Origin of the sequence: Ochrovirga pacifica, from assembly GCF_000220525.1 — a bacterium.
In the GTDB taxonomy this organism is placed as follows: domain Bacteria; phylum Bacteroidota; class Bacteroidia; order Flavobacteriales; family Flavobacteriaceae; genus Ochrovirga; species Ochrovirga pacifica.
In genome coordinates, this window is sequence record NZ_AFPK01000063.1 from 19,735 (window position 1) to 46,114 (window position 26,380).

General features: G+C 33.3%; 25 protein-coding genes. 11 read left to right on the top strand and 14 right to left on the bottom strand.

All coding sequences use genetic code 11. The annotated features are described in order from the left end of the window. Positions 1–175 precede the first annotated feature (175 nt). On the top strand, positions 176–1,192 hold the full coding sequence (locus tag FS85_RS0111350) for a sensor histidine kinase (RefSeq protein ID WP_033194717.1): 1,017 nt from the start codon (positions 176–178) through the stop codon (positions 1,190–1,192). Positions 1,193–1,195: 3 nt separating this feature from the next. Next, positions 1,196–1,876: a LytR/AlgR family response regulator transcription factor gene (locus tag FS85_RS0111355; protein WP_010136424.1), complete on the top strand. Its 681-nt coding sequence runs from the start codon at positions 1,196–1,198 to the stop codon at positions 1,874–1,876. A gap of 16 nt (positions 1,877–1,892) precedes the next feature. On the opposite strand, the gene FS85_RS16170 is transcribed toward FS85_RS0111355, so the two are convergent. From FS85_RS16170 to FS85_RS0111395, 8 genes are all read right to left on the bottom strand, one after another. Then, positions 1,893–2,306, bottom strand: a complete 414-nt coding sequence (locus tag FS85_RS16170) for a Fur family transcriptional regulator (protein ID WP_010136425.1) — start codon at positions 2,304–2,306, stop codon at positions 1,893–1,895. Between the two features lie 25 nt (positions 2,307–2,331). After that, entirely contained in the window at positions 2,332–2,871 is a 540-nt protein-coding gene (gene mog, locus FS85_RS0111365; protein ID WP_010136426.1) for a molybdopterin adenylyltransferase, read from the bottom strand. Between the two features lie 14 nt (positions 2,872–2,885). Next, a complete protein-coding gene (locus FS85_RS0111370; protein ID WP_010136427.1) occupies positions 2,886–4,085 on the bottom strand; it encodes a GTP-binding protein in 1,200 nt (399 codons plus the stop codon). 28 nt (positions 4,086–4,113) lie between these two features. After that, on the bottom strand, positions 4,114–4,593 hold the full coding sequence (locus tag FS85_RS0111375; protein ID WP_010136428.1) for a DUF4625 domain-containing protein: 480 nt from the start codon (positions 4,591–4,593) through the stop codon (positions 4,114–4,116). A gap of 63 nt (positions 4,594–4,656) precedes the next feature. Further along, entirely contained in the window at positions 4,657–5,427 is a 771-nt protein-coding gene (locus FS85_RS0111380) for a DUF4625 domain-containing protein (protein ID WP_010136429.1), read from the bottom strand. A 46-nt stretch (positions 5,428–5,473) separates the two neighbouring features. Next, positions 5,474–7,855 carry a TonB-dependent receptor gene (locus tag FS85_RS0111385; RefSeq protein WP_010136430.1) on the bottom strand — a complete coding sequence of 794 codons (2,382 nt, stop codon included), beginning with the start codon at positions 7,853–7,855 and terminating at the stop codon, positions 5,474–5,476. 130 nt (positions 7,856–7,985) lie between these two features. Continuing rightward, complete coding sequence (locus FS85_RS0111390) at positions 7,986–8,252, bottom strand: hypothetical protein (RefSeq protein WP_139062203.1); 267 nt, start codon at positions 8,250–8,252, stop codon at positions 7,986–7,988. A 200-nt stretch (positions 8,253–8,452) separates the two neighbouring features. Next, positions 8,453–9,460 carry a helix-turn-helix transcriptional regulator gene (locus FS85_RS0111395; protein WP_010136433.1) on the bottom strand — a complete coding sequence of 336 codons (1,008 nt, stop codon included), beginning with the start codon at positions 9,458–9,460 and terminating at the stop codon, positions 8,453–8,455. 140 nt (positions 9,461–9,600) lie between these two features. Here FS85_RS0111395 and FS85_RS0111400 point away from each other — a divergent pair, with 140 nt between their 5' ends. Further along, positions 9,601–9,792, top strand: coding sequence for a hypothetical protein (locus tag FS85_RS0111400; RefSeq protein ID WP_139062204.1), 192 nt, complete (start codon positions 9,601–9,603; stop codon positions 9,790–9,792). Here FS85_RS0111400 and lpxK read toward each other — a convergent pair. Then, on the bottom strand, positions 9,785–10,807 hold the full coding sequence (gene lpxK, locus FS85_RS0111405) for a tetraacyldisaccharide 4'-kinase (protein WP_033194714.1): 1,023 nt from the start codon (positions 10,805–10,807) through the stop codon (positions 9,785–9,787). The genes FS85_RS0111400 and lpxK overlap by 8 nt on opposite strands. A gap of 91 nt (positions 10,808–10,898) precedes the next feature. Between lpxK and FS85_RS0111410 the strand changes: the two genes are divergently transcribed. Together FS85_RS0111410 and FS85_RS0111415 are read left to right on the top strand one after the other, a co-directional pair. Further along, positions 10,899–11,993 carry a Nif3-like dinuclear metal center hexameric protein gene (locus FS85_RS0111410; protein ID WP_010136436.1) on the top strand — a complete coding sequence of 365 codons (1,095 nt, stop codon included), beginning with the start codon at positions 10,899–10,901 and terminating at the stop codon, positions 11,991–11,993. A 4-nt stretch (positions 11,994–11,997) separates the two neighbouring features. Further along, the gene (locus FS85_RS0111415; RefSeq protein ID WP_010136437.1) at positions 11,998–12,771 is read left to right on the top strand and encodes a zinc ribbon domain-containing protein; all 774 of its coding nucleotides are present in this window, start codon (positions 11,998–12,000) and stop codon (positions 12,769–12,771) included. 60 nt (positions 12,772–12,831) lie between these two features. Here the strand turns inward: FS85_RS0111415 and FS85_RS0111420 are convergent, their stop codons facing one another. Further along, the gene (locus tag FS85_RS0111420) at positions 12,832–13,701 is read right to left on the bottom strand and encodes a helix-turn-helix domain-containing protein (RefSeq protein WP_010136439.1); all 870 of its coding nucleotides are present in this window, start codon (positions 13,699–13,701) and stop codon (positions 12,832–12,834) included. A gap of 121 nt (positions 13,702–13,822) precedes the next feature. On the opposite strand from FS85_RS0111420, the gene FS85_RS0111425 reads away from it, so the two are divergent. The 6 genes from FS85_RS0111425 to FS85_RS0111450 all read left to right on the top strand — a co-directional run bounded on the left by FS85_RS0111425 (position 13,823) and on the right by FS85_RS0111450 (position 24,446). Beyond that, a complete protein-coding gene (locus tag FS85_RS0111425) occupies positions 13,823–17,068 on the top strand; it encodes a DUF1553 domain-containing protein (RefSeq protein WP_010136440.1) in 3,246 nt (1,081 codons plus the stop codon). A gap of 25 nt (positions 17,069–17,093) precedes the next feature. Next, on the top strand, positions 17,094–18,611 hold the full coding sequence (locus FS85_RS0111430) for a DUF1501 domain-containing protein (protein ID WP_029489443.1): 1,518 nt from the start codon (positions 17,094–17,096) through the stop codon (positions 18,609–18,611). A gap of 82 nt (positions 18,612–18,693) precedes the next feature. After that, positions 18,694–19,830, top strand: coding sequence for a twin-arginine translocation signal domain-containing protein (locus FS85_RS0111435; protein ID WP_010136442.1), 1,137 nt, complete (start codon positions 18,694–18,696; stop codon positions 19,828–19,830). Between the two features lie 101 nt (positions 19,831–19,931). Further along, the gene (locus tag FS85_RS0111440) at positions 19,932–21,311 is read left to right on the top strand and encodes a c-type cytochrome domain-containing protein (RefSeq protein ID WP_010136443.1); all 1,380 of its coding nucleotides are present in this window, start codon (positions 19,932–19,934) and stop codon (positions 21,309–21,311) included. 70 nt (positions 21,312–21,381) lie between these two features. Continuing rightward, positions 21,382–22,464 (top strand): cytochrome-c peroxidase, encoded by a 1,083-nt coding sequence (locus FS85_RS0111445; RefSeq protein WP_237706963.1) that lies wholly within the window; start codon positions 21,382–21,384, stop codon positions 22,462–22,464. Between the two features lie 89 nt (positions 22,465–22,553). Next, entirely contained in the window at positions 22,554–24,446 is a 1,893-nt protein-coding gene (locus FS85_RS0111450; protein WP_202797932.1) for a mechanosensitive ion channel domain-containing protein, read from the top strand. Between the two features lie 10 nt (positions 24,447–24,456). Here the strand turns inward: FS85_RS0111450 and FS85_RS15600 are convergent, their stop codons facing one another. From FS85_RS15600 to FS85_RS0111470, 4 genes are all read right to left on the bottom strand, one after another. After that, positions 24,457–24,711, bottom strand: a complete 255-nt coding sequence (locus FS85_RS15600; protein ID WP_010136446.1) for a hypothetical protein — start codon at positions 24,709–24,711, stop codon at positions 24,457–24,459. Positions 24,712–24,812: 101 nt separating this feature from the next. Next, positions 24,813–25,637, bottom strand: a complete 825-nt coding sequence (locus tag FS85_RS0111460) for a prohibitin family protein (RefSeq protein WP_010136448.1) — start codon at positions 25,635–25,637, stop codon at positions 24,813–24,815. Further along, positions 25,618–25,950, bottom strand: coding sequence for a hypothetical protein (locus FS85_RS0111465; RefSeq protein WP_139062205.1), 333 nt, complete (start codon positions 25,948–25,950; stop codon positions 25,618–25,620). Before FS85_RS0111465 ends, FS85_RS0111460 begins: the two co-directional genes overlap by 20 nt. Further along, positions 25,913–26,377 (bottom strand): MaoC family dehydratase, encoded by a 465-nt coding sequence (locus tag FS85_RS0111470; RefSeq protein ID WP_010136452.1) that lies wholly within the window; start codon positions 26,375–26,377, stop codon positions 25,913–25,915. Before FS85_RS0111470 ends, FS85_RS0111465 begins: the two co-directional genes overlap by 38 nt. Between the last annotated feature and the right edge of the window lie 3 nt (positions 26,378–26,380).

Sequence of the window (26,380 nt, forward strand, 5' to 3'; positions counted from 1 at the left end):
CAAGAATAGAACATATAATAATTTTTCAAAAAAGGAATCTGTAAACAACCGTTTTTTTATTATCAACGTCATTTTTACTTTTTAGACAATGCAAAAAACTACACTCATCCAAATAAAACAGGTGTTTACAGATTATATCAGAAATATATTAAAGCTTTTGTATAGCTTTGAGTTTATGAAATTTACAAATACATCGGCTTCTTTTAGTAAAGAACTTCTTTTTCAATGCTGTTTAACGGGCTTTGTGTTTGTTCTTTATTCCTTCGGAAGGCATGATAGAATCATTACGCTACAAGAACTTTTTTTCTTTAGCAACCATGCTATTGGAGCTTATTTTATAGGCTATGTGTTGCTACCAAAATTTTACTATACGCGAAAATACCTACGTTTTTCGTTGTATAGTTTTTTGACCTTAACTTGGGTTGTTTTTGTTGAAGAAGGAATTATGGAGCGTATTTACTACCCAACAACAAGAGGAAGAAATTTAGCAGCACAAATTTATGATGTGTTGGATGTTTTACCCACACTATCAATTTTATTAGGAGCTAAATTTGCTTGGGATGCCATTATAGAACGAAAAAAAACAGAACAACTAGAATTGTTAGCTAAAAAAAGTGAATTGCAATTTTTAAAAACACAAATCAATCCACACTTTTTGTTTAATAACTTAAACAATCTCTATGCATTGTCTATCGAAAACTCAAACAAAACTCCTGATTTTATTTTAGAGTTATCCGATATGCTAAGATATATGTTGTACGATTGTAAGGCACAATTTGTTTCGCTTGATAAAGAAATAGAACATTTGCAAAATTTTATCAAACTGAATGAAATGCAAATTGAAGGAAGAGGATTTGTTAATTTCAATCTTAACGTGGCTCAAAATAATTATCAGATAGCACCACTTATTTTTATGGTTTTTATAGAAAATGCATTTAAGCATAGTGCAAGTAGCCAAACCACAAACATACATATTGATGTTAATTTGAGCTTAAACCCTGACGGAAGATTAATTTTTACTTGTGTTAATAGTTACCTACCAAAAAGTAATACTCAAAATTTAGCTAAAGGAATTGGATTGAAAAATGTTAAAAAACGATTAGAACTATTATATCCTAGCAATTATCAGTTAGAAATTGCAAAAAAAACAGACAACTATTGGGTAAATTTGCAGATTCAACTTGCTCCATAAAATATGAATTGTATTATTATAGAAGACCAACTACCAGCACAACGTATTTTAAAAAAATACCTAAACGATTATGGACAAATTTCTTTAGTAGCTACATTTACAGATGCTATTACAGCTATAGATTTTTTAAAAAACAATGCTGTAGATCTTATTTTTTTAGACATTCACTTGCCTAAAATTTCTGGTTTGGATTTTTTAAAAAGTCTAAGACATCCACCAAGGGTAATTCTCACCACCGCTTTTCCTGATTATGCTTTGGATGGTTACGAACTTAATGTGTTAGATTATTTGTTAAAACCTTTTTCTTTTCAACGATTTGTAAAAGCAGTTCAAAAATTACCAAAAGAAGATATAAAACTGGAAAATGATAAGGGTTCTGATGAAATGTTTTTAAAATCTGGTTATGAGTACATCCGAATACAAATCAGTAATATTTTATACATTAAGTCCGACACAGATTATACACTTTTTGTTTTTAAAAATCAAAACATTTTATCCTCAGAACCTTTGCGTTTTTGGGAAAATGAATTTGTACATCACAATTTTGTTAGAGTACACAAGTCGTATCTCATCAACTTAAAACAAATTGTAAAAGCGAATAAAAATTATTTATACCTACAGCACCAACATCAAATTCCTATAGGAAGGTCTTATAAAGATGCTTTTTTTAAATTGCTAAATTGAGACTATTGCTAAAAAACTATTTCTTTTTTATGCAATTTTCGCAAGTTCCTTCTGCTAAGATTTGTAGTTTGTCTATGTTTTTGCTTTGCAGTGACTTTAGATAATTTTCGGGCAATTGGGGAAGCTGAATAACAGTATGGCATGTCTTACATTTAAACAACGGAAACGTAGCCTTATCTGTATTTTCTATTTGCTGATTGAATATATAACTAGTATTATTGTTGGAGTCTATTATTTTAGCAAGAAAATTATTTTCATAAAAACAATGCAGCATTCTGTAAAGGCTAACGCGATCAATTTTACTTTTTATTTTTTGTTCTAGTTGTGCATGTGTTAGTGCTTGATTGCTTTTTATAAAATAATTCAATACTTCACAACGGTGAGATGTAGCTCTAAATCCATGTTGTTTTAAAAGTTGTTTTGCATCCATCTAAACTAAAATAATCCGTTACTAATTATTTATTTTTAGGTCTAAAAGCAGTAGTATTGTTGGTGTTTACCTCTAAATATGGTCCGTCTATTAAATCTACACAGTACGGAATGGCAGGGAATACTGATTGCATACAATCTTTAATTGCCGAGGGTTTACCAGGTAAATTTACAATTAATGTTTCTTTGTAAATGCCTGCTGTTTGCCTAGACAGTATAGCTGTTGGAACAAATTCTAGACTAACTTTTCGCATCAACTCTCCAAATCCAGGGAGTAACTTTTCGCAGACATTTTCGGTGGCTTCTACCGTTACGTCTCTTTTAGCTGGTCCTGTGCCTCCAGTAGTAAAAATTAGACAACAGTTGTCTTGGTCTGCTAATTTTTTTAAGGTCGTTTCAATCATGTCTTGCTCATCTGGGATGATTACATATCTTTTTTGCCAAGTAGATTGAATATAGGTGCTTAACACCGTTGCTATTGCTTTGCCCGATAAATCTTCGTAAATACCTTGAGAAGCTCTGTCGGAAATAGTTAAAATTCCTATGTTGATGGAGTCTTTATTCATATTGCTATTTTTATTTATCTAACTATTGGCCATTGATCTTCTTGAGGAAAACAACCATTTTTCCAGTCTGTAATTTCATCATCCGTTAACAAACAGCTGTTTAATTGTGTAATGGTGGTCTCTTTATCTATATTTTGCCCTATAAAGACCAATTCTATTTTTCGATCGCCAAAATCTGGATGCCAATCGGATTCTATCAAAGCTGTGTTTTCAGTAAAAGCTGCATAATTGATTCGCTCACTATAGGGCATAGATGCCCACCAAACACCTGCACTATCTGCTTTTAAGGAACCTCCTGCTGTGCTCCATAACAAAGCTTGATGAGACCTTGATGCCATCCAAAACAATCCTTTGCTACGAATAATATTAGCTGGAAAATCTGTATTCAGATACGTTAAGAAACGTGCTGGGTGAAACGGTTTTTTACTTTTAAACACAAAAGATCCTATTCCGTATTCTTCCGTTTCTGGGGTGTGTTCGTTTTCCAACTCTTTAATCCACCCTGCAGAAGCTTCTGCCTTTTCATAATCAAACAAACCTGTATGGATGACTTTATCTAAAGCAACTTCGGAATGACTGGTAGTAATGATGTTAGCCTCTGGATTTAACCTTTTAATTACGGCACATAATTCTTCCAAATCATTTTTGCTGATCAAATCTTTTTTATTGATTAGAATCACATTGGCAAATTCTATTTGATCTGTTAATAAGTTTACCAGTGTTCTCTGATCTCCTTCTATATTGGTTAAATCTCTGGTAGCTAAATAGTCTGAACTAGAAAAATCGTTAAAAAAATTAAACGCATCTACTACGGTAACCATGGTGTCTATATAGCTAAAACGGCTCAAATCGATGGAACCATCCTCACTCTCAAAACTAAATGTTTGTGCTACAGGAATGGGCTCACTTATGCCAGTACTTTCAATAATCAAATAATCAAATTTGTTTTGAGCTGCTAATTTTTCTACCTCTACCATTAAATCTTCTCTAAGTGTACAACAAATACATCCGTTAGACATTTCAACCAATTTTTCTTCGGTTCTAGACAAGGTGTTTTCACTTTCTATAAACTTAGAGTCTATATTCACTTCGCTCATATCATTCACAATAACAGCTACTTTTAGTCCTTGTTTGTTGTGTAATATATGATTTAACAAAGTAGTTTTTCCGGCTCCCAAAAAACCACTTAATACGGTTACGGGTAATTTTTTCATTATAACTATTCAAAGAGTATAGAAAGTTTTATTCTATTATTTTAATATCTATAGAAGTCTGTGTTTGCCATCCTGTTTGATCAGTAATAGAATAAGCACAATGATAATCACCTACATCTATATTGTTAGGAATTTCTACCGTAATGCTTAGTTCGTAAGCTGTTGGCTGCTGTTCTAACGTAAAGTTTTTCTTAAAAAGGAATGGGTTTACAGGAGTTTTTATGGGGCCTAAATCACACTCTACTCCTTGATCGTCGTGTGTATGGTGATCAAAATTATGATGTACATCTATACTATAAGCCACCAATCCTACATTGTCTGTCGCTTTTGCTTTAAATGTATAGGTTTGTCCTCTTTGCAATTGCTCACAAGCTTTAGGAAATGCTTCATCAAACTGAATGGTTAAGGTTGGTTTTTCTAGGTCTTTATCTATATCGCTATCAGAACTACAAGCGTTGAATAAGAACAAGGTGATGGCTAAAAAACTTATTTTTTGTGTTAATTTCATAATTCTTGGTTTAAAATCCGCACAAACAAAAGCCTGTGCGGATTGTTTTAAAAGAAGGTTTTGTTATTCTTTGGTAACATCTATGTGAGTTTCGTACTCATAAGTGTTTCCTTTCTCATCTTCTATTGTAAAAGTTGCATGGTATTCTCCGGCAGGTGCTGTATTGGGTACAACGATGTGTTTGTGGAACTCTGCTTCGGTTTTTTCGTGCAAACCTTCTTCGTATTGCATCTCAAAATCCCACTCTTCTTCCCCATCACCTATAGGTAAGTCGTGTGCGTGGATATCTACTTCTACATTGTGGATTCCATTTACGACTTTGATCATAAATTCAGCGTGAATATCATTTCCTCTAACCACTGTAGCATCTACATCCACATCGCTAATAGAAATAGGATTCAATACGTCTAAATGTCCATCCACTTCAGTACTATTACCCAATTCATCAGTTACCACAATTTCTACGTGATACTCTCCTACAGGAGCAGTTGCAGGAATGTCGATGTGTTCATGAAATGTTGGGTTTTTAATCAAGTAATTTGCATCGGTATACACCTGTTCAAAATCCCATTCTTCTTCTTTATCACCTACAGGTAAGTCGTGTGCGTGTACAGAAACAGAAATACTTTTTACATTGGCTTCTGCTAAAATTTCTGCTTCTAAGTGCAGGTCATTACCTCTGTAAGCTGTGTGTCCTTCTTCTCCGTGAATTCCATATTCAAAACCAGAAATTACGGGTCCTTCTGCCATGGTTTCGTCATCGTCACTACACGATTGTAAAGAGAAAGCTAAGAAAGCTCCCATTGCTAAAAATTTAAAACTTGATTTGATCATGTTTGTTCTCATTTTGATTTGATTTTAAAATTGATATAATTAATAATTAGTGATTTAAGGGAATGGTCATTGATAGAGAGATGTTTCTTCCTGCTTCGGGTACATCAATCAATCGATAAAAACTAGTATGATTAAAGTATTTGGTATCCAACACATTGTTTAATTTTAGCCTTATGGTAACAGGGGCTAAGTTTTTAAACAATTGCACATCGCTCTGAATAGACAAATGAAATACTTGATAGCCGTTGGTAATTTCTTCTGGAGGTACAATTTCCTTTTGTGCGGCAACTATTTTTGCCGTAGCCGTTAGTTGTGGTTTTATAAAAAAACGAGTGTTTTTAAATTCGTAATTGGCACTAATCAATCCTGATAGTGGTGGTGCAAATGGCAAGGTAAACCCTTTTTTAGGACCACTTGTTTGTCTAGAATACACATACTCTAAGGTTCCGTCTAGTGTTAATTTATCAAACAAAGTAGTGCTTGCTTGTAGCTCTCCTCCTGCTCTAAACACTTTGGCTTGGGTGTATTCGTAAGTTTGTAAATTTTCGGTATTGTTATAATTTGCTGTTGGATTTAAATAGATAAAATTGTCAAAAAAATTGACAAAAGGACTCATACACACACGGAACAAATTATTGGTGTGATCAAAGTCAACATCAATTTGATAAGAGGATTCTGGATCTAAGTCTAAATTTCCTTTTTCATATCGATACATGTGATAGTTTTTTCCGTCCGATGCCAATTCGTTAGCCAGTGGCATTCTAAAACTTCTTCCTATATTTAACTTGTACTTGGTGTTGTTTGCGATGTAACTTGCTCCTATAGAAGCACTGTAGTTTCCGTATTTATTGGTTTTGTTTTTAGCTCTTTGTACATAGGCATTTGTTGTGGTTCCATCTCCATGATGTACGGGTGTTTCATACCAATCTACATATTCTTTGGTTTCGATGGTACCATAATCGTAACGCAAGCCAAGCATTAGGTGAAAATCGTGCGTTAACTCGTAGTGGTCGTAAGCAAAGGCTCCCGTTGTAAAACGATTGTAAGCCGGAATTAAAAATCCCCATCCTGCTATATTATTGTCTTGATACTCTGTATTAATTCCATATATCAACTTGTTGCGGTCATTGGGTTTAAACTCATCTCTTAGGTTTAACGCATAGGTACTTTTCTTAAAAATTCGCTCTTTAGAATTATCAGGTTTGGGCATGTACCCATGTGCTACAGGTTCTGAATGCTCTTCTCTGTGATTGTGTTGATAGCCTAGTTCTATTGATATTTTATGCATTCCTTGCTGAATGGAAGTATTGTTCAATACCTTAAAGTGATTGACCGTATGAAAAGGCAAGTCGATATCTCTGTTAGAGCGATCGTAATCTATATCTGATGTTCTAACTTCTAAACCGTGTGCGTTGGCAAAAAATCCATTTTTAGCATTTACATTACTAAAAAACGTTTCAGATTTTATATGTCTTGCTATATACCCTAGGCTAAAACTTGCATTGGCTTCTCTACCCGCTGTGTTTCTTAAATGATTCTTACTAAGTTGAAAAACATAGTTGTTGTAGTTAATAACATCTGCAGGTACTTTATAATCTCCATAATCCCTGTAGGTCAATCGAGCTCTGTAAAACCAATGTTCTTTTCTAGACTGAACACCAGTAGAAATTCCCAGCAAATCATTGTTTGTTTCTGCTAACAAATTAACATTGCCCGTAAAGGAATGTATATGCGGAATTTTAGGAGGTTGAATATCTACCACTCCTGCAATAGCATCTGATCCATATAATAAAGAGGCAGGCCCTTTTATAACACTTACATTTTCTATTCCGTACTGATCAATTTCTAAACCGTGATCACTTCCCCATTGCTGTGCTTCATGTTTAATTCCATTCTGAACAACAACAACCCTATTAAACCCTAAACCTCTAATCACAGGTTTTGATTGACCTGAACCTATATTAATGGTACTAACTCCAGGAATATTTTGTAGGGTTTGCATCAGGCTGTTTTCTCTGTTTTTTTGTAAAAAATCTTCATCTACATTGTAGGTTACTAACGGACTTTCTTCATATAGTCTATTTTTTGATTTCCCGTGCAACTCTACCTTTTTCAGAGAATTGGTAGTTTCTTTTAAATATATTTTAAGGTTTTCTATACTTGACGAGAAATTTATTGTTATATCTTGTGTTTTGTATCCTATGTGCGAAATACGAATACTTGTATTTTTTTTGTAAAAAGGACCTAGCACAAAACTTCCTTCAGAAGAACTAATTGTCATGTTCTGCTCTCCAAAAATAGTAACCCCCATTATAGGCTCTAACGATTTGGCATTGTACACGTTACCTTTTAAGGTAAACGAATTTTGGGTATAAGCTGTGGCATACATACTAAATACAGCACATAGGCACAGAAATTTCTGTAACATATAAAGTGGTTTTTACTAATAAAACAGCAAATAATTCACATTGATTGTCAAACAATTATATCATTTAGATAATTGTTTGGCACATGTAAAAACAGAGGCTTCTATTGCTAAGCTCACTGTACGTAGGGTTTTAAAGAAATAAAGAAAATTTAGGCGGAGGCCTAGAGTTAAGTTGATCCGAAGTAATAGCACTAACTTCTATAAAACAATAACTATTGATGCTTTTTTTTAGATAAAAAAAGAGCGGAGTTTCTGGTGTAAATTCAGGTGGAGTTTCTAATTGTAAGGGAATAATATTCTGTTGTATACTAATCTCACAAACTGAACAAGGCTTTTCTTGGTCATGATGGTCATCATTATGAAAAAAAGCATGACTGCCTACCATTTTCAATGCCATGAAAATGAAAAGCAATACAAACGCTATACTTTTTTTTATAAAAAACGGATACCTTATCATGTTTAAAACAATCCAAACGCATCTTTGTTGCATTTGAGCCGCGAATGTATCTATATTTTATGAAAACACAAAGAATTATGCTGATTTATATAAACTGTTTTTAAGCAATTATTTAGATCAATGCTTGTTAAAAATAGCGACTAATAATTGTTAAGACTGGCTTGAATTCTGGTTTTAATTTTATCAACAAAACTTTGGGGTTCTAAAACAATGATTCCTTCGCCATAAGAGAGAATTTGCTGTTCTAGTTCGTAATTAGGAATAACATCTAAAGTAAACGTCAAGCCCTCAGCGTTCATCGTGCCATTTTTTTGACTTCCGTGCATGGGTTGTGTTAAAATATAGGGAGCTAATTCTTTAGAAGCTTTTAGTTTAATTCTTACCAATTCATCATTCAAACCACCTCTTGTAACCCCAATTACATCTTCATATCTTTCAATAAAATCGATGTCCGAAACCAAGTAAGGCTCTTTTAGTTCTTTTATATCGATAATTCTATCTATAGACAAAGTAGTTACAGGATTGTATTTGGAATGTGTCCCCAAAACAAACCAACGATTGTTGTATTGTTTTAAATACTGTGGGTGCATTGTAAACAATTCTTCTCCTTCTTTTCTAAATGTTTGGTAGCGAATTTGTAATACTTTTTGATACAAAATTGCATTAAACAATGGAGTTAAATGCTCTAGTCCTTTTAAAAAAGGATTGGTTTCAAAACCCAAAATTTCTCTTGGGGTTTCATGAATTCCAAAATCTTTTTCTAGTTTTAAGGTTAGCTCCTCTACCCATCCAAATTGAGGCAATCCTTTAATTCTATTAAGGGTTAACAAAGCTTCTTTTAGTTGTAAAGCTTCGGTTTCATTTATAGGTTGGTTATTGATAGAAAAACTGGGATTAGCATAACGGTAATAAGCAGATCTCCCTTCTTTGGTAATTTCCAAATCTACACCATAACCTTGCTCACTTTTCATAAAGTTGATGTCTTCGTATACCTGCCTTCTTTTTACACCATCACCAGAGCCATTATAATTAAATAAAGCTTGATTACAGGCTTCTATCAAATCGTTAATTCCATATCTTTTTCCTGTATTTCTAAAGCATTTATCCAATGCTTGGTAGCGTATCATCGCATTTTTATTAGTAGCCATTGTAAGTGTTTTTTAGGTATATGACAAATTTATCATATTCGTGCAGATTCACAACACACATGTATTGAATATTTGTATCACCATTACAAAACATAACAAATATGCAAGGTTTTCATAGTTTACTAAATCAAAGAAAAAAAATGAATCAATTGTTTGATGCTATCATTAGCAACCCTCGTTTATCGGAACAAGAGTTTGACAAAGCAATGCAAGAGTGGGTATGTGCAAATCAAAAACTAGAACTTAAAGAAGAGCAATGTGCCAACAGCTGGTATGTAGCCCAAACATCTAGAGAGTTTAATGCGACCAAAATTCTAACAGAATCTATCTAAAGTTTTCTACAAAAGAGGTTATCAACTGATCGAACTGCTCTTTTGAATCTAAAAATTCTATCTCGATAGGTAGGTAGTACAAATTGGTTATTTCATCACATAGTCTTACGTAATCTTTTTCGGTGGTTAAAACTAAGTGAGTTATAGATTTTTCATGAATATCACCTAGTTCTTTAACACTAAAGTTATGATGATCTGAGAATTTTAAATGTTCAAAAGAAATACCTAAAGAGCGTAAATACGTAGTTAACGGTGTTGGGTTGGCAATTCCAGTAACTAGTACAATGGGACGATCTATTTTTTCTAAAGCCATCGTGTTTTGTTTGCTGATTAGCTGCTTAGAATAACGTATTTTGGTAAAAAACAAAGATTGATGAGAGTTGGGTTTAAGCTTATGTCTAATGTGTTTTTGTTCTTTTTTTGACAAATCAACAGGGCACTTGGTTACTACAATAATTTGGGCTCTTTTTTTACCTGCTTTAAATTCTCTTAGCCTTCCTGTAGGCATCATAAAATCATCACTATACAAATTGTGGTACGAGGTTAATAGAATCTGAAGTCCAGCCTTTATTTTTCTATGCTGATAAGCATCATCTAACAAAACAAGTTCGGTGCTAGGCAACTGTTCTAAAATCTGATATACCCCCTCTACTCTGTTGTTATTGACAGCTACATCAATTTCATTAAATTTTTGAAAATATTGATAGGGCTCATCTCCTAAATCCCTTACGGTTGTTTGTGAATTTGCGAGTACAAATCCTTTACTTTTTCTTTTATAACCTCTGCTTAAAACTGCAGTTTTATAAGAAGTAGCTAGTAGTCTAATAAGATATTCTATTTGCGGAGTTTTACCTGTTCCTCCTACACTTAAATTTCCTACACAAATAATGGGAATCTTAAATTTGGTAGATTTTAAGACTTGGTTGTTGTACAAACCATTTCTAATTGCTGTGATGGTTCCGTACAACAAAGAAAATGGTAACAAAAGATAGCGAACAACCTTACTAAAAAACATCAATGTAAAATTATTGTTAAGTAAAAAATCAAAACTAAAACAAATAAAGCCTAGAAGCAATAGTAAAAAAATAAAATCTTTATTTTTGGGTATGAAAATTAAAGAAATTACAGATTGTATTGAAACACTAGCTCCCTTGTCTTATGCAGAAGATTTTGACAATGTGGGGTTGCTTGTAGGAGATGCACAGACAAAAGTTACAGGCGTTTTAGTAACCTTAGATACTTTAGAGGCTACTGTTGATGAAGCTATAGAAAACAAATGTAACCTAATTGTTAGCTTTCACCCTATTATTTTTTCTGGGTTGAAAAAACTAAACGGAGCAACCTATGTAGAAAGAGTTGTATTAAAAGCTATAAAAAACGACATTGCAATATATGCTACACACACAGCTTTGGATAATAGTTTTGATGGAGTAAATGCTAAGATTTGTGAAGTTCTAGGATTGACCCAAAGGGAAATTTTAATTCCACAAAAAAACACTATAAAAAAACTTACTACCTACGTTCCCACCAACGCTTTAGAACAGGTAAGAAATCATCTTTTTGAACAAGGAGCTGGTAGTATTGGAAATTACGATCATTGTAGTTTTACAAATCTGGGTACAGGAACCTATAAAGGCAACGAAAATTCTAACCCTACTATTGGAGAAAAAGGAAAACTCCATACCGAAGAAGAAGTGCAACTACATGTAACTTTCCCAAAACATTTAGAAGGAAAAATTATCAAAGCATTATTAGCTTCCCATCCTTACGAAGAAGTAGCATACGAAGTAAGCTTACTAGAAAACAAAAACCAGCACATAGGTATGGGAATGGTTGCAGAATTAGAAACTCCCATGGCCACGGAAGAGTTTTTAGCTTTAGTAAAAAGCAAAATGAATGTTTCTTGCATCAAACACTCAGCTATTATAAATTCACAAATCAAGAGAGTGGCTGTGTTGGGTGGTTCTGGTAGTTTTGCAACCTCCTATGCAATTGCAAAAAAGGCAGATGTATACCTGTCTGCGGATTTTAAATACCATGATTTTTACAAAGCTGAAGGGAAAATTTTACTGGCAGATATTGGACATTATGAAAGTGAGCAGTTTACAAAAAATCTATTAGTTGACTTTCTTACCGAAAAATTTTGTAATTTTGCAATCATTTTATCGAATATCCATACAAACCCAATATATTATTCATAGTATTATGGCAATGAAACAAGAAGTAACCGTAGAAGATAAGTTAAGAGCTCTTTATAACTTACAATTAATTGATTCTAGAATTGATGAAATCAATAACGTACAAGGAGAATTGCCTTTAGAGATTGAAGATTTAGAGAGTGAAATTGCTGGTTTGTCTAAACGTATTGAGAAATTAAATCAAGATGTTGCTAATTTTGAGACCGAAATCTCTAATCGTAAAATCAGTATTGAAGACGCTAAAACTGCGGCTAAAAAATATGCTGAACAACAAAAATCTGTTCGTAATAACAGAGAGTTTGATTCTTTAAGTAAAGAGATTGAATTCCAAGAATTGGAAATTGAATTGGCAGAAAAAAGAATAAAAGAAGCTTATGCTAAAATTGAGCACAAAAAAGAAGCTATTGCAAAAACTAACGAAAAATTAGAAGCGCAACAAGCACATTTAGATCACAAAAAAAACGAGTTAAACTCAATTTTAAAAGAGACAGAGAACGAACAAAACGAATTGAAATCTTTGTCTGATCAGATGGCAGAAAAAATTGACAACCATTTGTTAACTGCTTATCAAAGAATTAGAAGCAATGTAAAGAATGGATTGGCTGTAGTAGCTATTGAAAGAGGTGCTGCAGGAGGTTCTTACTTTACCATTCCACCACAAGTACAAATTGAAATTGCTAGTCGTAAAAAAATCACTATCGATGAATACTCAGGACGTATTTTGGTAGATGCTGCTTTGGCTCAAGAAGAAAAAGAAAAGTTGGATGCGATTTTAAACTAGACAATCACATACTATATTCAAAAAAGCATTTCTAATTGATTAGAAATGCTTTTTTTATTTTTAGACCTCCCAATGTTCTTTTCTATATTGTAATGGTGTTTTTTGTGTTAGTTTTTTAAATACTCTAGAAAAATAAGACACATTAGAAAACCCCACCTGATCCGCAATTTCCTGTAAATCATTTTGTGTTGCAACCAGTAATAGTTGTGCTCTTTCTACACGTTTTTTCTGGATATATTCATTAGGACGTATTCCAAACGTTTTATAAAACAGCCTAGAAAAATAATCTACGTTTAAATTTAAAGAAGAAGCCAACTCCATAACCGTCATTTCTGTATGCAAATTAATATTAATGTAATCTTGAATTTTATTCATTTTTGCATTTTTCTTTTTAGAAGAAACATCATTTTGATAACGCACAATAAATTTAGACAAGATACACTTTAACAATCCAGATGTTTCAAAATAAGCACTTTGAGACAAACGTTGATTTTCTGTTTTAAAAGAAACCAACCCTGTTTCATTATCATACACTTTAGGGTCATCATTGGTATATGATCTATTAGGATTTAGTTCTAAAATTCGTTTAAAATAAATCAAACTAATTGCATCAGCTTTGGTTTCGTAAATAAAATTTAGCTTCGAAAAAATAGACAACCCAGAAGCCGAGATTTCTGTTGCACTAATGTAGTATTGAGTCATCTGCTTATCACATCTGTAATGACTGTAGGTAAAACTAGGAATTAAATACATAAATCCAGGTTTTAACACATATTCCTGTTGATGATGAAACACCTTGGCCTCACCATCAGTTACATAATATAATCTAAAAAATGGACTCATCACATTTTGATAGTTCCAATCATTTGATAAATTCACATATCCTACATTTAATAGAGATAAAGTTGTGTTTTCTATAGATTTATTCACTTTTTTATATAATTACTTCACAATAACAACTAGACAAGTCGGATTTGTGTTGAAAAATATCTGACAAATATAATAAAAGAACCTTTGTTGAAAGTTAATTTTGTAAAAAAACAACTTTTACATGAAACAGATAGTTTACACAATTGCTGCCTTTTGTCTTTTTTCTTGTGGTGTTAGCATGCCAGAGGGAGTTGAAGTAGCGTATAAAGACCTTCCTAAAAAGTTGGACTTTAACCAAGATGTAAAACCTATTTTATCGGATAAGTGTTATTTATGTCATGGACCTGATGAGAAAAAAATATTAGGTGGTGTGCAATTGCATACCGCAGAGAAAGCCTATGCGGAGTTGCCTGAATCTCCGGGTAAAGTAGCCATTGATCCAGGAAATCTAAAAAACTCTGAAATGGTTCACAGAATTCTTTCTGACGATCCTAAATATGTAATGCCTACTCCAGAATCTCATCTTAATCTAACTAATTATGAAAAAGCAGTTTTATTAAAATGGATAGAAGATGGAGCAGAATATAAAAAACATTGGGCTTTTGAACCTGTAGAAAACCCAGAAATACCCAAAGTAAAGTTAACAGATAAGGTGCAAAACCCTATCGATAACTTTGTATTGAGTAAATTAGAACAAAAGAAGTTAACTCCTTCTGAAAAAGCAGACAAAGAAACTTTGTTAAGACGTGCTTCTTTAGATTTGATAGGTTTACCTCCTACCGAAGAAGAAATCAATGCTTTTTTAAATGATACATCTGACAATGCTTTTGAAAAGCAAATAGATCGTTTGTTAGCCTCTCCTCACTATGGAGAGCAAAGAACTTTAGACTGGATGGATGTTGCTCGTTATGCTGATACGCATGGTTATAGTAACGATTATTACAGAGACGTATCTCCTTGGAGAGATTGGGTCATTAAATCGTTTAATAAAAACATGCCTTATGATCAGTTTATTACTTGGCAGTTAGCGGGAGACTTATTACCCAATGCAACTCGCGAACAACGTTTAGCAACAGCATACAATAGGCTGCATCCTCAAAATATAGAGGGAGGAATTATTGATGAAGAGTTTCGAGTTGCTTATGTTTCAGATAGAACTGCAACTGTAAGTCAAGGATTGTTAGGATTATCCTATGCATGTGCACAATGTCACGATCACAAATACGACCCTATTTCTCAAAAAAATTATTATGAACTGTTTGCATTCTTTAATAATGTAGACGAAACAGGATTGATTCCATGGGATAGAGCAACTCCTGTACCTGCCATGTTGCTACCAACAGAAAAACAAGAAAAAGTATTGGCTTATTTAAAAGGGATTGTTGATGAAACCAAAGAGGAAACTCAAAAAGTAGCTAAAACAGAAGCAAGCAAGGCCGAAAAATGGATCGCTAAGAATGCTTTTAAAACTATACCAAACAACCCAAACCCTAAAGGTTTGATTGCTCATTTTGATTTTAACGATGGAAAATTAACCAACAAAGTTAGAACTAAAGAAAAGCAAAAATACCAGATGAGACAAGAGTTTGTAAAAAACGAACCTGTAATTACAAAAAAAGGAAAATCAGGAAAAGGATTGGCCATGAACGGTGATACTTGGATGGACTTAGACAAGCTTGGTGTTTTTCAACGAAACGAACCTTTTACAATTGGTCTGGAAGTTTTTATTCCTAAGGACTTAAAAGAGGGAGTTATTTTTCACAAAATGAACAGCCCAGAATTACACAGTTTCAGAGGTTATCATTTAAAAATTAAAGACAATAAATTAGAAGCTTTGTTAGCACACGTTTATCCAGATAACGCTATTGTAGTACAAACTTTTGACGATATTCCTAGAGAAGAATGGGTGCATTTAACCATGACCTACAATGGATCTAGTAAGGCCGATGGAGTAGGAATTTTTGTGAACGGAGAAAAACAAAAAACAGAAACTATTTTTGACAACTTGTACAAAGACATTATTTTCCATGGTTTGCAATTGTACGGAGCTAAAAGCCCACGTATAGAACCAGGATTAAGAATTGGAGCTGTGTGGAGAGGAAAAGGAATTAAAGATGCCGTGGTAGATGACTTAATGGTATACGAAAGAGAATTAAGTGAAATTGAAGTTTTACAACTCGCAAAATCAGATGCCTTAAAAGAGCTTAAAAAAGCAACTTATGCAAGTTTATCAGAAGAACAAAAGCAGCAATTAACAGACTACTACTTGGCCGTAAATTCTGATAGTTACAACAAAATGCTTTACAAATTAGAAAAAGACCGTTTGGCTTATGTTGATAGTATTAATAAGGTAAAACAAATTATGGTACTTAAAGAAAGTAAGCGAAATCGTCAAGCATATATACTAGATAGAGGCTTGTACGATTCTCCTACAGACTCAGTATTTCCTAACGTACCAGAAGATATTTTTCCTATGCCAAAAGAATATCCAAAAAACAGGCTAGGATTGGCTAAGTGGATTACAGACAAACGAAACCCTTTAACAGCCAGAGTAACTGTTAATAGATATTGGCAAAATTTATTTGGAAGAGGAATTGTAAATACTTCTGAAGATTTTGGAAATCAAGGAGAGTTACCTACACATCCAAAACTGTTAGACTGGTTAACCACCAATTTTGTAGAATCTGGATGGGATGTGAAAAAATTACATAAAACCATCATGATGTCTTACACTTATCAACAAAACTCTGCCGTGTCTGAAAAATTACAAAGCATTGATGGAGATAATAAATGGTTGGCTAGAGGGCCTGCTGTAAGACTGTCTGGAGAAATGCTTAGAGACAATGCACTATTGGCTGCAGGATTATTGAATAAAGAGATTGGAGGACAAAGTGTAAGCCCTTATCAACCTAAAGGATTGTGGAAAGTAAATGGAGCTGAATACAAACAAGATGAAGGAGATAAATTATATAGAAGAAGTATGTATACTATATGGAAACGTACTGTTCCTCATCCTACTTTGGCTACGTTTGATGCACCTTCAAGAGACTTGTGTACCACTAGGAGACAAAAAACAAACACTCCATTACAAGCTTTGGTTATTTTAAATGACCCTACTTATGTAGAAGCCTCAAGAGTTTTAGGAAAACAAATTGCAGATGCACCAACAATTACAGATGGTATTAAATCAGCCTTTAGAAAATTGACTGGTAGAACACCTACTGAAAATGAGTTAAAGTTACTATCTGAATTGCAAAAATCAGAATACGAAAAGTTTAAAAATAATCCAGAAAAAACAAAAGGATGGTTGAATACTGGAGAGTTTAAGATTGCGGCTAATGATACCGATAGCAAAGCATTAATTACTGCCAACGCAGTAGTTGCGAGTACCATTATGAACGCTGATGCTAGTATTACCAAAAGATAATTGTGAACCTCCAAATAAAAAAACTATGTGTAACGATTTAGAAAACAGTAAGTTTAGATCTAATAATAGAGATTTACAACAAATAGAAAAACAAATAGACAGAAGACACTTCTTAAAAAAGACTTCTTTAGGTTTAGGAGCTTTGGCTCTAGGAAACTTGTTAGGAGCTGAAAAGATGTGGGCTGCCGGGAATCAAGAAAAGATGACCGAAAAAATATTAGAAACCTACAACAAAAACAGATTGGGGTTACCGCATCATTTGCCAAAAGCAAAACGTGTTATTTACCTGTTCCAAAGTGGTGGACCTTCACAAATGGACATGTTTGATTACAAACCTAAGTTGAGCGATATGTTTGGAAAAGAATTGCCAGATTCTGTAATTGGAGGTACAAGATTAACAGGAATGAGTGGTAGCCAAAGTACTTTACCTATTGCTCCATCAACTTTTAAATTTAAACAATACGGAGAATCTAGAGCTTGGGTAAGTGAAGTAATGCCTTATACTGCAGAAATCGTAGACGACTTGTGTTTTATAAAAGGAATGCAAACCGATCAAATTAACCATACTCCAGCAATTACTTTTATGCAAACAGGACATCAATTGCCTGGTAGGCCTTCTATTGGTTCTTGGTTAAGTTATGGTTTAGGTTCTGATAACCAGAACCTACCAACATTTATTACTTTGGTTTCTAAAAACGGAAAAGGGCAACCCTTGAATGCTAACTTGTGGGGGAACGGTTTCTTGCCAACAGAACATCAAGGAGTACAATTTAGATCAGGAAAAGATCCTGTTTTGTATTTAACAGATCCTGAAAATTATGATGGTAAAGACCGTAGAAAAATGTTAGATTATTTAAGTCATTTAAATGATTTACAAACAGACTCTTACGGAGATCCAGAAATTCAGGCTAGAATGGCTCAGTACGAGATGGCTTTTAAAATGCAAACTTCCGTACCCGAGGTAACAGATATCAGTGATGAGCCCGAACATATTTTTGAAATGTATGGTAAAGACAGTAGAAATGCTGGTACCTATGCTGCCAATTGCTTAATGGCCAGAAAATTATTAGAAAAAGGAGTTAAGTTTGTACAATTGTATCACCAAGGGTGGGACCAACACAATTACTGTCCAGGAGGAGTTAAAAACAATTGTAGAAAAACAGACCAACCAACAGCTGCTTTAATTAAGGATTTAAAACAACGTGGAATGTTAGAAGACACACTAGTTGTTTGGGGAGGTGAGTTTGGTAGAACAGTATACTCTCAAGGTCAATTAACCAAAACAAATTACGGTAGAGACCATCACCCTGCTGCTTTTACGATGTGGATGGCTGGTGCTGGAGTAAAACCGGGATTTTCTTTTGGAGAAACAGATGACTTTAGTTATAATGTAGTAAAAGACCCTGTACATGTACACGATTTTCATGCTACCTTATTGCATTTATTTGGTGTAGATCACGAACGTTTGACCTTTAAACACCAAGGAAGACGTTACCGTTTAACCGATGTTCATGGTCACGTAGTAAAAGATTTATTAACCTAATATTTTGTCAACTCATTAACTTAAATTGCTCAGCGGCTTCCTATAAGCTTCTTGCATTTTCAGTTTTTTATACCCAATATACATGTCAACATCACGAAGAGATTTTTTAAAACAAGCAACTACCGCTTCTATGGTAGCAGCCGCTCCCTCAGCTTTTGGAGCTTCTATTATTAGTAAAAAAGGAGAATCAGAAGCAGATTGGCTATTGAACGAAAGCGATACCGTTATTGGTCATGGAGATTATAAATACAAAGTAGAAAAAAACTGGGCAAAAATTAGCCCTACGCATACTCCCCTACTCAACTGCCACGAAATGGTACAAGATAGTAAGGGTCGTTTGATTATGATTGGAGATCATCCACAAAATAATGTGTTGATTTTTGATAAATCAGGGAAATTGCTAGATTTCTGGGGAACATCTTTTCCTGGTGGTCATGGATTGACATTGCATGATGAAGGTGGAGAAGATTTACTTTACATAGCTGACTCTGGTTGGCAAATGGGAAAATATGGTCAAATGGAAAACTATAATGGTAGAGTTTCTAAAACTACTATTGATGGAAAAATTCTTTTTGACATAGGACATCCAATGCAAATAGGAGTCTACAAACCAGATGAACCTTTTAGACCTACAGAAACAGCCATTGGCCCTAATGGAGATATTTATGTTGCCGATGGATACGGGATGAGTAGAATTATTCAGTACGATGCTAACGGACGTTACATTCGTCATTGGGGAGGAAAGGACAATCCAGATCCTAATTACAAGTTGGTTAGTGCTCACGGAGTTGCTATAGATTATAGAGACAAAGAAAATCCAATGGTGGTGTGTACCTCTAGAGTACAAAATTGTTTTAAATATTTTACACTCAACGGTAAGTACATCAAAACCATACAGATGCCTAACATGTCTGTTTGTAGAGCAGTTTTTGATGAAGACAATTTGTATTCTGGTGTTTGCTGGTCGCAACCCAAAGAAGGAAAAACAAACTGGAAAGACCATACAGGTTTTATAACTATCATGGAGGGAGACAAAGTAGTTTCTAACCCTGGAGGAACACAACCTGTCTACAAAAATGGAGAGTTGCAAAAAACCTTTCAGCTGCCAAACAAACCCATTTTACATGGCCATGATGTATGTGTAGATAACGATAAAAACTTGTATGTATGTCAATGGAATGCCAACCATTCTGCTCCTTACAAACTAACTAGAGTCTAATTTTTTTAAAAATTTAAAAAAGTTACTATTTAGCTTTGGTACTTATCACTAAAACAACAAAACTATAAACTCTAAACAGAGGATTTAATACAATTATAAAAATGAACGAAGTTGCTGATATTTTTATCTTTCTAGGAAGATTTCATCCCTTAATAGTCCACTTACCTATTGGATTTATCATGTTTGCTTTTCTACTAGAGTTGCTAAGCAAATGGAAGAATTTAAAAGAACTAAGAGCAGCAATTCCCTTTGCCTTGATTTTTTCTTTTTTATCAGCCGTAGTTGCCTGTACACTAGGATACATGCTTTCTATGACAGGAGAATATGATGGTCCTATGCTAGACGGACACTTTTGGTTTGGAATTGCTACAACGATAATTACTTTAGTTGCTTGGTTAATTTCTATTGAAAAAATTAAAATTAACGCACTACAAGGTTTTAAAGCCAATATATCTACTTTAACCCTATTGGTAGTTTTAATAAGTATTACAGGTCATTATGGAGGAAATTTAACCCACGGTTCTGAGTACTTAACGGAATATGCACCTTTTGGAGAAAAACCGAAAGAGAAAGTAAAACCTAAAAGTATTGAGGAGGTAGCCATGTTTGAACATATTGTTTTGCCAATTTTAGAAGAAAAGTGTACTAGTTGTCACAATCCATCAAAGAAAAAAGGAGGATTGGCTTTGCATGACATGGAAAGCATTTTAAAAGGTGGTAAAGAAGGTCTTGCTGTAGCTCCTGGTGATGTTGAAAATTCTGAATTGATACACCGTGTAACAATGAATCCGCATGACAAAGGTTTTATGCCTCCTGAAGGTAAAACACCTTTAACCGAAGAAGAAATAAAACTGATAAGCTTTTGGATTGCTAGTAACAAAACAGATTTTAATTTTAAATTGGCAGAATCTCCTAATAAAGACGAAGTTTTAAAAATCGCTTTGGCATATTTACACTTAGAAGGTGGTGCAGCTGATAAAATGCCAACCGTACAACCAGTAGACAGTTTGTATATTGGAGAACTTATAGGAAAAGGGTTTACTATTAGAGAACTGGTATACAATGCCAATTTGTTTGATGTGGTATTGCCAGAAAATACTGCTAAAACATCCGAAGAAGCTCAAAAACTTTTAGAAGACTTAAGTAAAATTAAAAATAATATCCTTTGGTTATCTTTAGAAAAAAATAATCTTACAGATCAGCATTTAACTACTTTAGCTAGTTTTAACAACTTAAGACAATTAAAATTAAACAAAAATAACATCTCCAACAATGGGGTAAAAAGCTTACAGTCGCTACCCAACCTAAAAGCATTGGGATTGTACGGAACTGCAGTGGATGACGAATGCTTGACTACGTTATCTGCTTTTAAAAAGTTAGAAAAAGTATATTTATGGCAAACCAAAGTAAGTCCAGAAAAAATAAAAACGTTTCGTTCTAAAAATCCAAAACCTGCTCTAGTAGCTGGTATCAATAACTAAAATGAAAATAAAACACATCGTTATTATTTGTTTAACTCTGTTTGGTTGTAAACAAAAAAAGACAGCTATTTTGGCAGACGATAACGATGTGTATATTCCACTTCCTAAAGTCATTCATCCAAAAGATAATCCCAGCTCTCCAGAAAAAATAAGGTTGGGAAAGTTGCTTTTTTACGACCCTATTCTTTCGGGAAACAAAGATGTTTCGTGTGCTACGTGCCATCACCCTAAATTTGCCTATGCTGAAAATATAGATTTGTCTATGGGTAGCAATGCTGTTGGACTAGGAATGCATAGGACATTTTTAAAAAACAACACCATTCCTTTTGTAAAAAGAAACGCACATACCGTTATAAATGCAGCATATAATGGTATCAACACCAAAGGGAAATTCAATCCTAATAACGCTCCTATGTTTTGGGATAATAGGGTAAAAAGCTTAGAAGAGCAAGCTCTAAAACCAATACAGGCTTTGGAAGAAATGCGAGGTAACATCCTTGAAGAATCTGTAATTTTAGATACTGTTGTTAATAGATTGCAACAAAACAGAGAGTATCAAAAACTATTTGCCTCCGCATTTCCAAAACAACCTAATATCAATAAAACCAACTTAGCAAAAGCCATTGCTTGTTTTGAACGTACTTTGGTAACTCCCAACTCTCGTTTTGACCGTTATTTACAGGGAGATGAAAATGCTATATCACAATCAGAGAAGGATGGATTTGCTTTGTTCAAAAAGGCTAAATGTCACCTATGCCATTCAGGACCTATGTTTAGCGATTATAAAATTCATACCTTGGGAATGAGGGACAATAAAAAGCTAAAAATAAGTGATGATGGCTTTAAAAAAACTTACGGTTTTAGAACCCCAACATTAAGAAATTTAAGACATACTGGTCCTTATATGCACAACGGAGAACTAAAAACTTTGTTAGAAGTGTTGGAGTTTTACGAAGATATTTCTACTGGAATTTCTCAAAATCCATTGGTTGCTAATGAACAAATGGACTCTTTAGCGGTTCAAATAAACTTAAAAGTTAAAGATATGTCCTCTATTATTTCTTTCTTTAACACTTTAAACTCCGACAATTTTGATAAAGAAATTCCATCTAAAGTTCCAAGTGGATTGCCTGTTGGAGGAAACATTCAATAAAAAATAAACAAGCGTATCATTTTTTGATTATATTTAATAAACACTCCTGAAGTCTTATTTCAGATAGTGTTTGTATGAATGTATATTATATGAAAAAATCAATTTTACTACTGTTTCTTGTTTCTCTTTGGATGATTCAAATCCAAGCCCAAAACAAAACAGAATTAGATAGTGTTAATATTAAAAAAGATAGTGTTAACAAAGACAGTATCAACCATTTGTTACTAGAAGATTTTCATCAAAAACTAGCAGCAATTACTCAGCAAAGAGTACAAGACTCACTCAGAAAAATTGAGTTAGAAAACAAACTTCAATCTTTAAAAACAACCGATAATTTAAAAAAAGAAGAGTTATTAGCACAATTAAAACAAATTGAAGAAAGTGAGCTGAAACGTGTCTCTGAAAAAAAAGCTCGTATAGATGCACTTAGAGCTACCGCTAAAGGATATCCTGTAACCGGAGTTATGCAAGACACCTTGTTTTCTATTTATACAAAAATAGGTTCGTCTACCGCCAAAGATAGAGCTCTTAATATTTCAAGAAAAATTGCACAACTATACAACGATGATTTTTTATTACTAGAACAAATTAAAGTACAGCCTTTTGAAAATACGTTTGATATTGTTTACAAAGAAATGATTTTAATGAGTGTTTCTGAAGCTGATGCTATTTGGTACAATCAACCTATAGAAAAAGTGGCAGAGTCGTTTAAAGATGCTATAAAAACTGCCATTAGTTTTGCTAAAGAGGAAAACAGTGTTAAGAAAATAGCTATTAGAACAGGATTGGTGCTTTTAGTTATTTTTATGATTTGGTTGGTTATCAAACTCATTACCCAACTTTTTATAAAAGTAGATCTTATCATCAAAAGAAATCAGAAATCCTTGTTAAAAGATTTAAAATACAACGATTATGTAATTGTTAGTACAGAACAAGCGATGGTGTTGGTGTCTTATATAACCAAAGCAATAAAAATAATCGTATATGCTTTAATTCTATATATTACACTACCGATACTGTTTAGTATTTTCCCTTTTACTAGAGACTGGGCAAGCATTTTGTTCAATCTAATTTGGAATCCTTTTAAAGGAGTTATAAACAACATTGTATCGTTTTTGCCCAATCTATTTAGCATTGCGGTAATTTATTTTGTAATGCGCTATTTTATACGATTTGTAAAGTATATTTTTTCAGAAATTAAATATGGTAAATTAAAAATTACAGGGTTTCATGAAGATTGGGCCATGCCCACTTACGGAATTGTACGAGTACTCTTGTATGCTTTTATGGTGGTGTTAATTTTCCCCTATCTACCAGGTTCAGATTCTGTAGTATTTAAAGGAGTTTCTGTATTTGTTGGTATATTATTTTCACTAGGTTCTTCTACAGCTATATCTAATATGGTAGCTGGATTGGTTATTACTTACATGAGATCTTTTAAAATAGGAGATCGTATCATGTTTGGTGATATTAAAGGAGATGTTATTGAAAAAACATTATTGATTACACGACTAAAAACAGTAAAAAACGAAATTATTACAGTACCCAATTCTACTATTTTAGCAAGTAATATCATCAACTACACCAGCAATGCTGATGAGAATGGATTGATATTACACACCACTGTTACCTTAGGTTATGATGTGCCTTGGAAATTAGTTCATGAAACCCTTATAACAGCTGCATTACGAACAGAAGCATTGTCTAAAACACCAAAACCTTTTGTGTTACAAACAAGTTTGGACGATTATTACGTTTCTTACGAACTAAACGCATACACCAAAGTAGTAGCCAAGCAGGCTTTGATTTATTCAGAATTACATCAAAACATACAAGATGTGTGCAATGAAAATGGGATTGAAATTTTATCACCTCACTACAGAGCTACAAGAGACGGGAACATGACCACAATACCTTCTGAATACCTTAACAAAGACTATAAAGCACCAAGCTTTCAGGTTTCTATTAAAAAGGAAAAGTAATTTTTACAAACTAAAAAAGGAAACTCCATTTTTTTCTCTTTATTCCTAAACTGTGTACTTTTTTACAGTTTTGCAACAAATAACGCCATAAACCAGATCCTTTTTCGGCCAATTTATTCATTTTGTCAACATGATTTTTCGGAGTGTTTTCGTAATTGTAAACATGAACGTTTCTTGAGTGGGATAATTTAATTTTGATAAAATCTTCTCCAGATTCGTAAGACTCTATTTCTGATTTACCATTAATGTTGTGATACTTTTTCATAGTAGTGTTTTAAGGATATACTAAAGTACAAATTAATGACAGCATAAAAGTCATACTTTAGTTGTATCCTTAAAACTATATAAACTAACCAGTTAAATTGATTAATTTCCTAATATGATTGGCAATCCATCCTTACCAGAACCCACAACTACCACTTTGGAGTTAGGTGATTTTGCAAGTTCTAATGTAGCTTGTATTCCTTTTTCTTTTAAAATTTTATCAGATAAAGATTCGTTCAAAATTCTATTTGCGGTTGCTTTACCTTCGGCATCAATCTTTTGTCTTTCCGCTTCCTTCTCTGCTTTTTCTAAACGGAATTCGTATTCTAAAGATTCTTGTTCTTGTTTCAATTTGTTTTCAATAGCTGTCTTTATCGTTGGTGGTAAAGTTACATCTCTTACCAACACTCTATTTAGCTGAATGTATTGCCCCTCTAATAGCTTTTGAGTTTCTTCAAAAATCTCACTCTGAATAATATCTCTTTTGCTAGAGTATATTTGTTCAGGAGTGTATCTTCCTACAACAGACCTTGCAGCAGATCTTAACGAAGGTTGCAATACTGTTTCTAAGTAATTTTGTCCTTTTTGTTGATGTAATAAACCTAATTGCTCCGTTTTTGGCAAATACCACACACTTACCTCCAATAATATATCTAAACCATTAGAAGATAATACTTTCATTTTTTCAAACAACTCTTGCTGTCTAACTTCGTATTGATACACCTTGTTCCAAGGTGCTATTAAGTGAAAGCCTTCTCCTAATGCAGGAGACTCTGTTTCTACTCCACCACCAAAAGTTTTAAAAAGCACACCTGCCTTACCGGCTTCTATCGTTAATGCAGATTTAGAAATAAAAACAATAGCAATCACAGCAATAATAATAACAATGGGTAATCCTTTTGGGAATTTAATGTTCTGTTGACTCATAGGATTCAAATTTTAATTGATTTTTTTTAATAATTACTTTTTTAGGCAATCTCATCATCTCTTCTCTGCCTGGAATAAAACAGCATCCAGCTCTTTCTAAAGGATATAAGATATGTAGTTTAACTATTTCCTTATCTTCTTTTATAATATGATCAAACACCACAATATCTATCTGATCTAACATAGGCCAACCTCCATCACTTACAAATTCACTAATTTTTATTTGATGAATCTGCTCTTTAATTCTTTTTTTTATTTCAGCAGTAGAAAGCATACTAGTTTGTAAAGTGATATAAAAAAATAATATCTGCATCTAAAGCTGATTTTCTCTCTCCTTCAATTTCTATTTTGATAGACAAAATTGCTTTTGAGATTCCCCTTAAGTTTTCAATAGATTTTAATACAGCTTTTAATCGAACTTTACTATTTACAGTAACGGGTTTATTAAATTTTAATTTTTCTATTCCATAATTCACCAACATCTTACTATTATTTACCTCAATAATTTGCTCCCATAAATAAGGCATTAAAGATAAAGTTAAATAACCATGTGCTATGGGTGTACCAAAAGGACCTTCTTTGGCTTTTTCCTCATCGCAATGAATCCATTGATGATCTAAGGTAGCATCAGCAAATTGATTGATTCTTTTTTGTGGAATTTCTAAGTACTCTGAAACTCCTATTTCTTTTCCTTCATACGCTTTAAAGTCTTCAAAGCTGTTAATTATTACTTTTGACATATT

Coding starts and splice junctions, on each gene's coding strand:
- FS85_RS0111415 (WP_010136437.1), top strand. CDS start 11,998: ATGGCAATGAAACAAGAAGTAACCGTAGAAGATAAGTTAAGAGCTCTT.
- FS85_RS0111385 (WP_010136430.1), bottom strand. CDS start 7,855: ATGTTACAGAAATTTCTGTGCCTATGTGCTGTATTTAGTATGTATGCC.
- FS85_RS16170 (WP_010136425.1), bottom strand. CDS start 2,306: ATGGATGCAAAACAACTTTTAAAACAACATGGATTTAGAGCTACATCT.
- FS85_RS0111355 (WP_010136424.1), top strand. CDS start 1,196: ATGAATTGTATTATTATAGAAGACCAACTACCAGCACAACGTATTTTA.
- mog (WP_010136426.1), bottom strand. CDS start 2,871: ATGAATAAAGACTCCATCAACATAGGAATTTTAACTATTTCCGACAGA.
- FS85_RS0111395 (WP_010136433.1), bottom strand. CDS start 9,460: ATGGCTACTAATAAAAATGCGATGATACGCTACCAAGCATTGGATAAA.
- FS85_RS0111450 (WP_202797932.1), top strand. CDS start 22,554: ATGAAAAAATCAATTTTACTACTGTTTCTTGTTTCTCTTTGGATGATT.
- FS85_RS0111390 (WP_139062203.1), bottom strand. CDS start 8,252: ATGGCATTGAAAATGGTAGGCAGTCATGCTTTTTTTCATAATGATGAC.
- FS85_RS0111460 (WP_010136448.1), bottom strand. CDS start 25,637: ATGAGTCAACAGAACATTAAATTCCCAAAAGGATTACCCATTGTTATT.
- FS85_RS0111430 (WP_029489443.1), top strand. CDS start 17,094: ATGTGTAACGATTTAGAAAACAGTAAGTTTAGATCTAATAATAGAGAT.
- FS85_RS0111470 (WP_010136452.1), bottom strand. CDS start 26,377: ATGTCAAAAGTAATAATTAACAGCTTTGAAGACTTTAAAGCGTATGAA.
- FS85_RS0111425 (WP_010136440.1), top strand. CDS start 13,823: ATGAAACAGATAGTTTACACAATTGCTGCCTTTTGTCTTTTTTCTTGT.
- FS85_RS0111370 (WP_010136427.1), bottom strand. CDS start 4,085: ATGAAAAAATTACCCGTAACCGTATTAAGTGGTTTTTTGGGAGCCGGA.
- lpxK (WP_033194714.1), bottom strand. CDS start 10,807: ATGTTTTTTAGTAAGGTTGTTCGCTATCTTTTGTTACCATTTTCTTTG.
- FS85_RS0111440 (WP_010136443.1), top strand. CDS start 19,932: ATGAACGAAGTTGCTGATATTTTTATCTTTCTAGGAAGATTTCATCCC.
- FS85_RS0111375 (WP_010136428.1), bottom strand. CDS start 4,593: ATGAAATTAACACAAAAAATAAGTTTTTTAGCCATCACCTTGTTCTTA.
- FS85_RS0111400 (WP_139062204.1), top strand. CDS start 9,601: ATGAATCAATTGTTTGATGCTATCATTAGCAACCCTCGTTTATCGGAA.
- FS85_RS0111410 (WP_010136436.1), top strand. CDS start 10,899: ATGAAAATTAAAGAAATTACAGATTGTATTGAAACACTAGCTCCCTTG.
- FS85_RS0111435 (WP_010136442.1), top strand. CDS start 18,694: ATGTCAACATCACGAAGAGATTTTTTAAAACAAGCAACTACCGCTTCT.
- FS85_RS0111465 (WP_139062205.1), bottom strand. CDS start 25,950: ATGCAGATATTATTTTTTTATATCACTTTACAAACTAGTATGCTTTCT.
- FS85_RS15600 (WP_010136446.1), bottom strand. CDS start 24,711: ATGAAAAAGTATCACAACATTAATGGTAAATCAGAAATAGAGTCTTAC.
- FS85_RS0111380 (WP_010136429.1), bottom strand. CDS start 5,427: ATGATCAAATCAAGTTTTAAATTTTTAGCAATGGGAGCTTTCTTAGCT.
- FS85_RS0111350 (WP_033194717.1), top strand. CDS start 176: ATGAAATTTACAAATACATCGGCTTCTTTTAGTAAAGAACTTCTTTTT.